The organism is Pantoea sp. X-Soil-TKNS-1280 (assembly GCF_059730475.1).
The window spans coordinates 2776800-2790993 of the sequence record NZ_AP035962.1; the positions used below are offsets into that span (position 1 = coordinate 2776800).

Here is a 14194-nt window from a genome sequence, read left to right on the forward strand (position 1 = left end):
AATATTTATGACTTCTTGAAATAATCTGCAAATTTCACGGTTTGATTGCGAGAGCTCCCCCAGGAATCAAAATTCTCAACCTGCTGAAAAAGTTGATTCTGGCGCCAGCTATCTTTAGTTACCAGCTCGACGAGAGGAGAAGATAACTGCAATGGAGTCAGGCTGACCTGAAGTTTGCCAATCAGATTATGGTAATCGTTGCAAAAGGCATCGACACCAATATTAAGCTTATCATTAATAACGTTATGATCTTTTGCCTTGGAACGCCCCACATCGGTAACAGGAATTACACGCTTCCCAACCGGTTTATAACCAATAACTGTATTATGTGGTGCAGAGAAGAAGAGTTCCACTGCAACGCGGTTTTCATAGACTTTATCAATAACGGCCTGTGGGAATGATTCGGCATTAATCAATGCCTTCATATTCATATGTGAATCGCGACGTCTACGTTCAATGGTATTGGCAAGGCAAAAATAATAACCCACCACATTGATATTGAAGAAGGACTTCACTGTTTGCTCAAATGCTTCCTGTGTCGTGCCACTCCAACCCACGTCTACGAGGGCAACTGTATCGCCGGGTTTAATGCCAAGATTATTGAGATAAATAAAGAGTCCACGGCGATTACGCTGACAAACTTTTAAAATCTCAGCCTTATAACCAAGAAGGAATTTTTGGACTAAGGCGTAATTCTCTGGTTTGATGATCATTTGTGGCGGCACACCGAGGGAATACATCACATCATCGGTGGGTGGCTCAATCCCAATACGTTCCAATAACTCACCGGGTGACAAGCCATCGGAACCTGACATCAGAAAATTGATATGTTGGCCAAAATTATCTTCTGTCATCAGTGCCAGATTGAACGCAATGCGAGACCCCATGAAATAAGAAAAATCAGGGAGCCGATCGCTAAAATAGTTCCGGGCCAGACGTTCGAGTGAAAACCCATCGCGAGAGACGAACAGAAGGTTATCAACTTCGTCCTTAATACATTGTTTTCTAATCCACTCAAGAAAACCTAGCGTTGCAGACCCCTGGTAGACATATCCTAACTGCTGAAAAGTATGATTAGGCACTTCTTCAGGCGCGCTTGTCCGATAGAGTCCCTCGATCAAAGAGGTGCCAAGCGACTGGCCTTTAAGCTTAGAACGCTGATGTTTAGTACGAAGATGTTCAGGTTGGTAATGCCAGACCTTTAAGCCCTTCTCGCGCGGACGAACCACATCGGCAAGTTCATTGTCGCCGATATGCAAAATGTCATCTGCTGATACTTCGCAATCCTGAATAATAAAATCAAAAATTTCGCCCGTATCACGTTTGGTTGCATTGCGTGTAGCTGAAATATAAAGGGGAACCTGAGGTATATTATATTTATCTAATGCAGCACGAAAAAAGTCCTCACCCATATACATATCTGAAGTAATGACAACTGTTTTTCCCGCCGCCTGCATCTCGTAAAAAAACTTCAGAAAGAAAGGGTTGGGTTCAACAAGTGCCAACTCAATATCGTATTCTGCACGAGCCAAAGCACCAACATCACTTCTTACATCAGGAAATTGATTATAGATATTCTCTAATGTAATTTCCTTCCTTCCCTCTTTAACCATTTGTTTGAAAGCAAGAGCCTGGGCCTTCCTGCGTAACTGGCGGAAGTTATCAAGGCCAAATTTACAACCAACTAGGTCAAAAGCATCCTCTGGATCATTGAGAGGTCGAACAAACAGGGTATCAAAAAAATCAAAAGAAATAACTCTGGCCTGCTTAGCCTGGTGGCGCAATGATGCCAACTCCATTTCATCATCCTTAAAGTTCATCGTCTTTAATATGTCTTCATCATTCATTTCATGATCTCAAAGTTATAACCATTAGATGAAAAATTGATATTAAAAAATGGATCATACTGATAATACTGCGGGTGTTTATTATTGAGTCGACTTAACTCATTCATCAGTCGATTGTATTTTTCAGCATTCATATGATCCAGGCCACGCGATAACGACTCGTGATGAATCAGCGTTACAGCCTGGCACATCACATTGTAATAGCCTTCTTCAACCAGAAGCATGCAAAGATCAACATCGTTGTAAGCAACCGGGAAAGTCTCATCGAAACCACCGATTTTTTCATATTTAGCTCGCTCAACCATTAAACAGGCACCGGTAACAGCAAGCCAGTTATACTCAATTTGGTTTCGCAGGAAATATCCTGGATGATCTTTATGCTGGCGCAAGTAAGCATGCATCGGACCCGAGTGCAGGTTGATAATGCCAGCATGCTGCATGCTATGTCCGTCAGCATAGAGTAACTTAGCACCTACCGCACCAATGTGTTTTTGCTGGGCGTAGCCGCCGAGGCGCTCCAGCCAATCGGCCTGCATCACTTCAGTGTCATCATTCAGAAATAGCAACAGTTCGCCTGATGAGTTCGCCACACCAATATTATTGAGTTCCGAAAAATTGAATGGTACATCATGGCGAATGACTTTTACACCCTCACGCTTATTCAGTGTTGCTAAATAATCAAGCGTTGCTGGCTGCTGAGAACCGTTATCAACAACCACGATCTCAAAGTTATGCCAGCGAGTCTTCTCGAAAATAGAATCAATACAGCGTGCAAGTACTTCATGGTTATCCCGACTAGGAATAATGATCGATACCAGCGTATTATCTTTAATATGATAATTAACGCGAAAATAGCCTAAATAGCCGTTAAGCTCTTCAACTTCACCTTTGACACCACGACGCTCAAGTGCGGCTTCACGTACTGCCTTCGATGCAGCAAGAACGTAAGGTTTTGCCGTAATATCCGATGCCACAGAAGCAGGAATAATACGCCAGTGATAAAGGATTTTGGGAATATGGCTAATTTTATCGGTAATTTCACTGAGACGTAATATGAAATCCCAATCCTGACAACCATTATATTCCGAACGTAATCCGCCTAACTCGAGCGCTTTACTGCGGCGAACACAAGCTGCATGGCAGGTATACATCGTGCCCATCATGGTATCAGGTGACCAATCTGGTTTGAAATGGGGTTGTGAGAAATCACCTTCTGGTGTGAATTTATCCTCATCGCTGTAGATAAAGTCGGGATCTTCCTCATTGATGCATTGCACGAACTCGTACAGGCAATCATCGGTCAGCTCATCATCATGATCCAGGAAGACAATATAATCACCCGTCGCGGCCTCAATGGCCACATTTGTCGCGCCCGCAATCCCCTGGTTTTCAGGCATATGAATCACCTTAATACGAGGATCATTAAACGCATCTAACGCTGGGGCAATCTCAGGCATCGGACTGCAATCATTGGCTAAAACCAGTTCCCAGTTTTCATACCATTGATTTTTTACCGAGTTAACCATCAACTCAAGCAGATCTAACGGCGTATTATAAATTGGGACAATGATGCTAAATGTTGGCTTAATTTCCAGCTCAGAAATTAAATCCTCATAATGATGAGGTTTTTTCGCCGGAATATAAACATACTCATCCGGGCGCTCGGCAAAATGATAAGTCCCATCATTATGGTGACTTATAAAGACCGGAGGACGGGACGTATCAATCGGATTTTGCAGTTGCTGATCATAAGCAGCCTGCATGAAAGATGGATGGTGAGCGAACCAGCTCGGGCGGATTTTCATTGCTAGCGTCAGCGCTTTCGCCTTGTAACGCTCTGGTAAACGATAATAGAGGGAACGGGCGCTGCTCCGTAAATTACGCTTCAGTTCAGCTACTGCTGAATGTTGTAATGCTCTTCTCAACACTTGTCCGGCCTTAACTTTAATACGTTGACCAAGATAAAAACAGCGGAAAAATATCCGTTTGACAGGTCCGCGCACAGCAAATGGCACGCGTCGGCCCAACACGCGGAAAGGTGCTGAAATTTTCCAACTGGCCGAGGTCAGAAGACTATCCATATCATGCTTATACTGCGCCAGTAAATTGACATCATGCTGATGAGCAGTCTGAATGGCCTGCAGTTGTTGACGTAATTCAGCCGAAATTGCTTCTTCGCGGTTCAGCGATGCCTTTAATTCGTCAATTTGTGCACTATCATTATTATGCGTAGTTTCAGCCTGTCCTTGTAATGAAGCGAAGTCTTCAGCATTTATCCAATATTCAGCACGTACTGTAAGGTTCAACGTCTTCAGCGTAGTATAAATTTCCTGTTCATCTTTATGTTGCACCTGAGAAAGAAAAGAGGCCTCTTCTTTCAAATAATTTCTCAGATCTTCACCATCTACCTGAAAACCTACCGCTTTTAACACTGCGAGACACAGTTCTGATATATTGTTGGTCAAACAATAGCGGCTATTACCTACCGATGTGATACGCAGGAATGAATGGAAAACACCACGGAATGCCAAATAACCTAATGTGACTTTATCAGTAGCTTCCCATTCCTGATCAAAAAACACATAATTACCAGAACTATCCAGAATAACATTAAATGGTAGTGCATCTAAATATTCTACGGGCAATGAGGTCGCGGGATCAAGCTCTAATGATTTTCCTGTACGAAGCAAAACCTGATTAATCCACCCTCTCGCCCAGTCGGCAACCTCTTCAATTCGCCAATGTGGACGATTGATTATATGCACGAAGTCGACCCATAATGACTGACCTTTAATAAAGGCCTCTGAATATTTCACAGGCACAACATCGGTGGTGAAATGACCACTATCCTGAATAATGCTTGTCGTTAACTCATTATCATTACTAACAAAAGCAATGGTTTTTCGCAGCGCAACCTGGCGGCTGTCAGAGTAATGGAAAGCCGCAACACCCTGATTCAATTCTGGCTGAATCTGAACACTTGCTACCATAAGGAATGAGCTTGACATATCTGCAGCCAGCCCGTTATCCCAGATATTTTTAATACCCTGTTCAAGAGAAAACAAATATTCAGGTACAACCTGCTTATCTTTGTGTGCACTTTCAAGCGCCAACTGACTTAACTCTCTGGAATATTTTTTCCATCCAAGTGGCGTTACAACAGTGCAAGGTAACTTATAATCCGGTAACGGAATATACTCTTCCTGGTGAGAAAAACCACAATCACCCAGCAGTCTGATTAACTCCTGACGACCAAAGGTTACTACCCCTTTTTCATTGTAACTATTGTTAATGCCAAACATGGGTAAATTAACGTGGTCTTCGCATGCGCCAGAAAAATACTTAATCCCTAATTTGTTTTCGATAGCAACAAATAATTTACCGTCACTATTTAAGCGATTACGGCAATCTTCCAGCAGAGCATATTCACCATTTTCTGCCACAAAGACTCTGGCATACTCTAGTACACCAATTAAAAGGACTGCATCAAATTCGCCCAGGTCAGGCAAAGTATCAGCGGGTGCACAGATCACTGTTACATTCGGAAGATCGCGGCTGCGCGAACGTGCTATTGATGCACGTCGCAGGCTCCCTTCAACAGAAACCACCTGTGCTCCGCATTCACCCAAAAATCGGGTTATTGCACCGCAACCGCAGCCAATCTCTAAAACACGCTTATTTTTGAACCAGGAACTAAAGGGTTTGAGCAAGTTGGAACGAGATGAACTCAAATGATAAATCGATGGCCAGTCAACCATCTTTGCCTCAAGTTCTTCAGAATTGATGCTCAAATCACTGACGCTTGCAATGGCTTCAGCAATATAATTTTCTGCATCATCGCCATCACTGTAGCCAAATTCATTGTGCTCAGCCGGATACCAGAGTTGATTATCTTCATGTTGCCTGAAGCCTGAAGTTGACAATATTTCAATCAAATTAGTCTTGTTCAATTTTAATTCTCGCGTTCAAATCGGCCAAACCAGTAAAAGTACCAACCGTGCCTACAGCTAAATGAATGGAATCATATCTGCGATCATGCGGTATTACTTCGCCATGAATATTGCTACTGGCAATTCCCACGGATAAGAAGTAGTCACCTTCGAAGAGAAGATTTGGTAGTGAAACAGAGACAATTATTTCCTGTCCCCTTTTCCCTTCATCGATTAACGCAACAGACTGCCATTCGCTGTTGGTGTTATAGATGGTTACCCCCTCTTTGGTTTTAACAGCGAAACCAAAAATGGGTCGAAATACCGTATCCTGAAATTCAATTTTAAAGTAACAGTCAATCTGCTTGCGTGGTTCTAAACTACCTGGAAATGCTTCACCAGCCTGCTCAAGATAAAAGTCTGTAATTTTCGCCGCCCCATCACCCCATCGATATTCGGCTGGGTTATAGTTTGGTCGCTGGTCATATATACCGTGTAGTTTTGCATGATTAGATGTTTCGCCATCTTTTTCAGTTGCTACACCCGATTCACGTTCAAGGCGTTCTTTTTCACCTGCGGATGCCTGCTCAATTTGACGATCAACTTCATCACGCTCGCTGTCATTATTCTTTTTCTTACCAAAAAGAATATCCAGATAGCGGTTAACAATATCGCGTGGTTTGCCGTTAGCCTGACATACCCCGCCATCCAGTAAAATTGCACGATCGCAGTGCGTGACGATTTGTTCTGTTGCATGGGAAACAAAAAGTATTGATGTCCCATTTTCCTTCAATTTTTTCAGTCTGGCGAAACATTTAGCCTGAAATTTGGCATCGCCCACAGCCAATGCCTCATCAACAATTAAAATTTCAGGATCGATTTGTGCCTGAACGGCAAAAGCCAGACGCACCAGCATACCACTTGAATACGAACGCACAGGTGAATCAATAAAACGTCCAATATCGGCAAAGGAAAGAATATCGTCTAATTTCGCATCCGTTTCTTCACGAGAAAGGCCAAGAAGTGAGGCATTCAGATAAACGTTTTCCAGGCCTGAAAAGTCACTATTAAATCCAGCACCAAGTTCCAGCAACGCTGCAACGCGCCCATTAACCACCACATGACCTGCAGTTGGCGTTAACGTACCAGCAATAATTTGCAGAAGCGTGGATTTGCCCGAACCATTTCGTCCTACAATGCCCATCGTTTCACCCTTGGGTAAAACAAAGGACACATCATTAAGTGCCCAGAAATCCTCATGATAGACACGCGCTTCACGCCCAACCAGATTATCTATACGGGGCATAATGAACTGTTTCAGGCGGCGTGTGGGATTCTCATACACCTGGTAGCACTTGCTGACATTATGAATTTCAATTGCATTGTCTTCAGAGGACATCAGCAAATCCTTTTCTTGTTTTCTGGAACCATGCATAGCACAACCACATAATCACCAATGAAATTAAAGCATAAATACCCAGCCCGGAAAACGAGGGAAGTTTACCCCAAATAAGTACAGCGCGAGCTTGTTCAATAATGAAGGTCAGTGGATTTAACATGATAACTGGTTGAAGATTTTTCGGCAGTGAACTAATAGGGTAGAACACCGGCGACAGGAACATCATAACCGTCATGATAATTGTGATTGTTTGTCCAACATCGCGCAAATACACACCTAATGATGCGAGAAACCATGAAAGTCCCAGAATCAGCAGCACCAGAGGAAGTAATACTAAGGGAATGAAGACCAGAGTCCAATGAATAAAACCATTGAAGATAAAGAATGCAATCAATAAAACCAGAAGGCTAATAAAACTGTGGAACAGTACGGAGCCAAGGTTAATAATCGGCAGTATTTCTAATGGAAAAACAACTTTCTTAACATAGTTTACATTAGCAAGAATCAACGTGGGTGCCCGGTTTAACGTCTCTGCAAATAGACTATGGACAATCAACCCAACAAATAAAATTACGGCAAAATCTGTTCTCGATTCCTGAACAGCTGAGGCTCCCCAGCGTGCTTTAAATACCACGGAGAAGACAAATGTGTAGACGGTCAGCATAAACACAGGGTTGATAAATGACCACAGCAGTCCCATTGCTGACCCGCGATATCGTCCAACAATTTCACGCTTAGTCATCTGGTAGATAAGATTTCTATTTCTCCAGGAATGAACGATCAATGAGCGCAAGGATGAGGGTTTCGAAATATGAGGATCCATGAATAGTCTCTTATGAACACTGGCACCATTGGGTTAAAGATACGTGCGGTACCATCTGGATTTTACGCAAACACTTCCGTAAGCAATACAAACATAAAAGCCTCAACTTCTGAGGCTAATTAACATATCAAACTAATTCAGACAATAGTTTGCCCTGAATATCCTTTGCAGATAGCAGAGGTTCAGTAATCGGCCACTCAATTCCGATTTCGGGATCGTTCCACAGTAAGCAACCTTCGCTTCCAGGGTCATAATAGTTCGTACATTTATATTCAAAGTCAGCGAAGTCAGAGATCACCACAAAACCATGCGCCAGGCCCGGTGGAATCCAGAATTGTGTTTTATTTTCTTCAGAGAGATACACACCAACCCACTGCTTAAAGGTAGGTGATTCAGGGCGAATATCAACTGCTACATCAAATACTTCGCCTCTAACCACTCTCACCAGTTTCCCCTGCGGATTTTCACGCTGGAAATGTAATCCGCGCAAAACACCTTTAGAGGACCGCGAATGGTTATCCTGAACAAAATCACCCTCAATATTCAGAGCTGACAGGTAACGTTCTTTCTGAAAGGTTTCCAGGAAAAAACCACGCTCATCGCCAAATACTTTCGGCTCAATAATTTTTACATCCGCAATTTTCGTGTCGATAATCTTCATACTAACTTACCTTCATACAGCGCCATCAAATATTGGCCATATTTGTTCTTCATCATAGGTTCGGCCAGAGATTTCAAACTTTCCCGGTTAATAAAGCCCATGCGATACGCAATCTCTTCCGGACAGGCAACCTTCAAGCCCTGGCGTGTTTCGATGGTTTGAATGAAGTTATTTGCTTCAATCAGGCTTTCATGTGTTCCGGTATCGAGCCAGGCATGGCCGCGTCCCATAATTGAAACAGAAAGCTCACCTTTTTCCAGGTAGAGATTGTTGATATCGGTGATTTCCAGCTCGCCACGCGGAGAAGGCTTGAGATTTTTAGCCATTTCAACCACGCTGTTGTCATAAAAATACAGGCCGGTCACAGCATAATTACTTTTTGGCTCTTTGGGCTTCTCAACCAGTGAAATAGCTTTTCCTGTTTTATCAAACTCAACAACGCCATAGCGTTCTGGATCATGAACGTGATAGGCAAAAACGGTTGCACCCTGCTCTTTATTCGATGCCTCTTCCAACTGCTTATAAAGATCGTGGCCGTAAAAAATATTGTCGCCAAGAATCAAAGCACAGTTATCATCGCCCACAAACTCTTCACCAAGGATGAAGGCCTGAGCGAGTCCGTCCGGACTCTCCTGCACTTTATATTGCAGGTTTAATCCCCACTGGGAACCATCGCCCAGCAGGCTTTCAAAACGCGGAGTATCCTGCGGTGTACTGATGATCAAAATATCCCGAATACCCGCTAACATCAGGGTGCTCAACGGATAATAGATCATAGGTTTGTCATAGATAGGCAATAACTGCTTACTGACTGCCATTGTTACAGGATAAAGGCGTGTTCCTGATCCACCTGCGAGAATTATTCCTTTTTTACTTTTCACAACGTTTACCCTTCAATTTGTTAATCTGATGTAGCAACATTCAGTTATATAATTCATCCAGCATACGAATCACCCCGAACTGCCAATCCGGCAAATTAAGTTCAAATGTAGAAGTGAACTTATCTGTACTGAGGCGGGAGTTCGATGGTCGCTTAGCGGGTGTTGGAAAGGCCGAGGTTGCAACTTTATTCACGGTTGCAACTTTCAGCGGCAAGCCTTTTTTCCTGACATGTTCAATAACCGTTTCAGCATAGGCATGCCAGGTCGTGACACCTGAGGCAATAAGGTTATAAATTCCAGACTTTTCAGGTTGTGCGACTGTCATACGAATCGCATGAGCCGTGCAATCTGCAATTAATTCGGCACCTGTCGGCGCTCCGTACTGGTCATCAATTACCGATAATGACTCACGTTCCTGAGCAAGACGGATCATGGTTTTCGCGAAGTTATTCCCTTTCGCGGCATAGACCCAACTGGTACGAAAGATAAGATATTTTTCAGCGACGCTGATAATCGCGTCTTCACCTTCAAGCTTGGTCTGTCCGTAGGCATTTAGCGGCGCCGTAGCGTCCGTTTCCTTCCACGGTCTGGTACCGCTGCCATCAAAGACATAATCCGTTGAGTAGTGAACCACTAAGGCGTTAATTTCTTTCGCCGCTGCTGCCATCGCTTTGACGCTGGTAGCGTTGATCAGCCGGGCTTTATCAACTTCGCTCTCAGCTTTATCCACAGCGGTATAGGCCGTCGCGTTAACAATGACATCAGGTTTGAGCTTCAGGATACTATCGGCAATACCCACTGGGTTTTCGAAATCACCACAATAGTCCAGAGAGTGACGATCCAGTACCACTACCTTACCTAATGGTGCGAGCGCACGCTGCAGTTCCCAGCCGACCTGGCCGCTTCTGCCAAATAACAAAATATTCATTATTTGCGATTCTCATAGTTTTCTTTTAGCCAGTTCTGATATGCACCACTTTTCACATGCTCAACCCATGTCTGGTTATCCAGGTACCACTCAACGGTTTTCCTTAATCCGCTTTCAAACGTTTCCTGTGGTGACCATCCCAGCTCTTTCTTGATTTTCTCAGCATCAATGGCATAACGACGGTCATGGCCCGGACGATCCTGAACATAAATAATCTGCTCAGCGTAGGAGGCCGCTTGCGGACGCAGTTCATCCAGCAATTCGCAAACCTTCAATACCACATCAAGGTTTTTCTTTTCGTTATGCCCGCCGATGTTATAGGTGGTGCCGGTAGCAGCTTTAGTCACCACGGTATAAAGCGCGCGGGCATGGTCTTCAACATAGAGCCAGTCGCGGATCTGGTCACCTTTACCGTAAATCGGCAATGGCTTCCCTTCCAGCGCATTGCTGATAATCAACGGAATAAGTTTTTCCGGGAAATGGTAAGGACCATAGTTGTTGGAACAGTTGGTGACAATCACAGGCAGGCCGTAGGTACGTCCCCAGGCGCGAACTAAATGATCGCTGGCGGCTTTAGTCGATGAATAGGGGCTGCTTGGTGCATAAGGGGTGGTTTCAGTGAAAAGCGGTAAGTCGCCGGCCATTTCATCCGGGTGCGGAAGATCGCCATAAACTTCATCGGTAGAAATATGATGAAAACGGAATGCGTCTTTCTTTTCGGCAGGCAGCGAAGACCAGTATTGACGGCTCGCTTCCAGCAATGCGTAGGTACCCACAACATTAGTCTGGACAAATTCAGCAGGGCCAGTAATTGAACGATCGACGTGGCTCTCGGCAGCCAGATGCATTACCGCATCGGGCTTAAATTCATTAAAAACTTCCTGCAACCCAGCACCATCACAAATATCAACTTTTCTAAAGTTATAGCGTGCGCTTTGGCTGACTGCGTCAAGAGATTCGAGATTGCCAGCATAGGTCAGTTTATCAACATTAATCACTTCATCATTGGTATTGTTGATAATGTGGCGAACCACCGCTGACCCGATAAACCCTGCACCACCCGTAATTAAGATTTTCATAACGTCTCGTTTATCCCGACTTACTCAGTAAGACTTACACCAAAATGAAATGGAAAATGCCTGTCTAACAGGCACGCTACCGCCCCTGGGTTACAGCTCCCACATAGCTGAGACGGGATCAAATTGCAGAAGCGGCATATCAAACTTATTTGCAGCTATCTTTCTGAATAATCACTCGTTTATCAAGGTAATTAATAAAGGAGGATTATCTTTAAACAGTCATTAATTCTATCACTCACTAAGATCAATGACGAATAAATTGCATTTCTCATCGGGGAGTTAGTGCAAATATTGACCGCTGCGTAGCGCGGAAGATGGTTACTGAGTCACAGAATCAACTCAATCAGATTTTGATGAAACAGGCGTAAGCCTGATTATATGAGAGGGATGGAAGAGATTGGCGGGTTGTAAACCCGCCGGGGAAGGGATTACTTAAACCCATTCGGGTTTTTTGACTGCCAGTTCCAGGTATCACGCATCATCTCATCGATGCCACGCGTCACACGCCAGTCCAGCTCTGTGTTCGCCAGCGATGCATCGGCCCAAAACGCAGGCAAATCACCATCACGACGCGGTTTAAATTCAAACGGGATCTGCTTCCCTGAAGCCTTCTCGAAGGCCTTAATCATTTCCAGCACCGAGAAACCTTTGCCGCCACCCAGATTGTAGGCTTTATAACCGGTGACCTTCGGCAGATGATCCAGCGCTTTGAGATGGCCTTCAGCAAGATCGACCACGTGGATGTAATCACGCTGGCAGGTGCCGTCTGGCGTATCATAGTCATCGCCAAACACACCCAGTTTGTCCAGACGGCCAATCGCCACCTGAGCAATATACGGCAACAAATTGTTCGGGATACCAGCAGGATCTTCACCGATTTCACCCGACTCGTGCGCGCCCACCGGGTTGAAGTAACGCAAAGCAATCGCATTAAAGTTGCTATCCGCTTTGGCGAAGTCACGCATGACCAGCTCAATCATCAGCTTGGAAGTGCCATACGGACTGGTGGTGGTGGTACCGCCAATCGGCGTGGTTTCCACATAAGGAACCGGGGCATCAGCGCCATATACGGTGGCAGAGGAACTGAAGATAAAGTTCCACACACCCGCACTGCGCATCTCTTCCAGCAACACCACCGTACCGGAGACGTTGTTGTCGTAGTATTCGAGCGGCATACGGGTGGATTCACCTACCGCTTTCAGTGCTGCAAAGTGGATAACCGCTGAAATATCATTAGCCGCGAACAGATCACGCAGGCAGGCGCGGTCACGGACGTCACCTTCAACAAATACCGCCTTTTTACCCGCCAGCTTTTCAACGCGATCAACAGCTTCGCGCGAAGCATTACAGAGGTTATCCAGCACCACAACGTCGTCACCGCGCTGCAGCAGCGCCAGCACCGTGTGAGAGCCGATGTACCCTGCTCCACCCGTTACCAAAATAGCCATGTTTACTCCTTTCAGCCGCGCAATGGCGCGGCACACGATGAGAAAAGCTTATTTTGCCAGGATTTTCTGAATGGCGGCGCGGAAATCACGGCCCTGGCTGTTATTACGCAAACCGTAGGAGACGAATGCCTGCATGTAACCCAGTTTACGGCCACAGTCGAAGCTGGTACCCGTCAGCAGGGTGGCATCAACCGGTTTTTTCTTGCCCAGCGCAGCGATAGCATCAGTCAGCTGGATACGGCCCCAGGCACCCGGCTCAGTGCGCTCCAGTTCCGCCCAGATATCAGCAGAAAGGACATAACGCCCTACCGCAGCCAGATCCGAATCCAGTGTGTTGACTTCTTCCGGCTTCTCAACAAAGTTGGTGATAGTGCCGACATCGCCAGGGTTATCCAACGGTTGTTCAGTGGTGATCACCGAGTATTCAGAGAGGTCAGCTCCCGGCATATGTTTAGCCAGTACCTGGCTGCGTCCGGTTTCCTCAAAACGCGCTACCATGGCCGCCAGGTTATAACGCAGGTGATCGGCTGTCGAGTCATCCAGCAGCACATCCGGTAATACCACCACGAAGGGATTGTCGCCGATCATCGGACGCGCGCACAACACCGAGTGGCCGAGGCCCAGCGGATTAGCCTGGCGGACGTTCATGATCGTCACGCCCGGTGGGCAAATTGATTGCACTTCGCTCAACAGCTGACGTTTCACACGAGCTTCCAGCAGGGCTTCCAGCTCGTAAGTGGTATCGAAGTGGTTTTCCACCGCATTTTTGGAAGCATGGGTGACCAGCACAATCTCCTTGATGCCTGCAGCCACGCACTCATCAACGATATATTGGATCATCGGTTTATCAACGACAGGCAGCATTTCTTTTGGAATCGCTTTTGTCGCAGGGAGCATATGCATACCGAGACCCGCAACCGGGATTACAGCTTTAAGCTTGGTCATATTTATTCCATTTCATGAAGTGAATACGTGGGGTCGATTATGCAGGATCGGCCGGAACAGCAAGTATAATCTTTATCTGAAAAACCGGCACTAACTCTCTGTCATAACTTGAAAAAACGCTTTTTTCGTCCCCAACCGTGACGCCAATTGGCGGGTAATTAGAATCGCTAACCTACTGTAAAACAGTGAGAGAGCCAGGAGAAAGTCAGAATTGATAAGACCAGCCATTTTCAGACTGATCGTGCCGTCGCGGC

10 protein-coding genes are annotated in these 14194 nt (G+C 45.3%); all 10 read right to left on the reverse strand.

Annotated features, from left to right (window positions below):
* Nucleotides 1–5: 5 nt before the first annotated feature.
* On the reverse strand, nt 6–1847 hold the full coding sequence (locus AC6I8X_RS12940; RefSeq protein ID WP_313683137.1) for an HAD family hydrolase: 1842 nt from the start codon (nt 1845–1847) through the stop codon (nt 6–8).
* The gene (locus tag AC6I8X_RS12945) at nt 1844–5797 is read right to left on the reverse strand and encodes a glycosyltransferase (protein WP_497839930.1); all 3954 of its coding nucleotides are present in this window, start codon (nt 5795–5797) and stop codon (nt 1844–1846) included. The genes AC6I8X_RS12940 and AC6I8X_RS12945 overlap by 4 nt, the downstream gene beginning before the upstream one ends.
* Nucleotides 5784–7175 (reverse strand): ABC transporter ATP-binding protein, encoded by a 1392-nt coding sequence (locus AC6I8X_RS12950; protein ID WP_313683135.1) that lies wholly within the window; start codon nt 7173–7175, stop codon nt 5784–5786. Before AC6I8X_RS12950 ends, AC6I8X_RS12945 begins: the two co-directional genes overlap by 14 nt.
* Entirely contained in the window at nt 7165–7998 is an 834-nt protein-coding gene (locus tag AC6I8X_RS12955) for an ABC transporter permease (RefSeq protein ID WP_299445614.1), read from the reverse strand. Before AC6I8X_RS12955 ends, AC6I8X_RS12950 begins: the two co-directional genes overlap by 11 nt.
* Nucleotides 7999–8125: 127 nt before the next feature.
* Nucleotides 8126–8659, reverse strand: coding sequence for a dTDP-4-dehydrorhamnose 3,5-epimerase (rfbC, locus tag AC6I8X_RS12960; RefSeq protein WP_299445612.1), 534 nt, complete (start codon nt 8657–8659; stop codon nt 8126–8128).
* On the reverse strand, nt 8656–9540 hold the full coding sequence (gene rfbA / locus AC6I8X_RS12965) for a glucose-1-phosphate thymidylyltransferase RfbA (RefSeq protein ID WP_497839931.1): 885 nt from the start codon (nt 9538–9540) through the stop codon (nt 8656–8658). The genes rfbC and rfbA overlap by 4 nt, the downstream gene beginning before the upstream one ends.
* A 40-nt stretch (nt 9541–9580) precedes the next feature.
* Nucleotides 9581–10468: a dTDP-4-dehydrorhamnose reductase gene (gene rfbD, locus AC6I8X_RS12970; protein ID WP_313683133.1), complete on the reverse strand. Its 888-nt coding sequence runs from the start codon at nt 10466–10468 to the stop codon at nt 9581–9583.
* Nucleotides 10468–11547: a dTDP-glucose 4,6-dehydratase gene (rfbB, locus tag AC6I8X_RS12975; protein ID WP_497839932.1), complete on the reverse strand. Its 1080-nt coding sequence runs from the start codon at nt 11545–11547 to the stop codon at nt 10468–10470. Before rfbB ends, rfbD begins: the two co-directional genes overlap by 1 nt.
* Nucleotides 11548–11975: 428 nt before the next feature.
* Nucleotides 11976–12995, reverse strand: a complete 1020-nt coding sequence (gene galE, locus AC6I8X_RS12980; RefSeq protein WP_497839933.1) for a UDP-glucose 4-epimerase GalE — start codon at nt 12993–12995, stop codon at nt 11976–11978.
* A gap of 48 nt (nt 12996–13043) precedes the next feature.
* Complete coding sequence (galF, locus tag AC6I8X_RS12985; protein ID WP_084875994.1) at nt 13044–13940, reverse strand: UTP--glucose-1-phosphate uridylyltransferase GalF; 897 nt, start codon at nt 13938–13940, stop codon at nt 13044–13046.
* Nucleotides 13941–14194 lie beyond the last annotated feature (254 nt).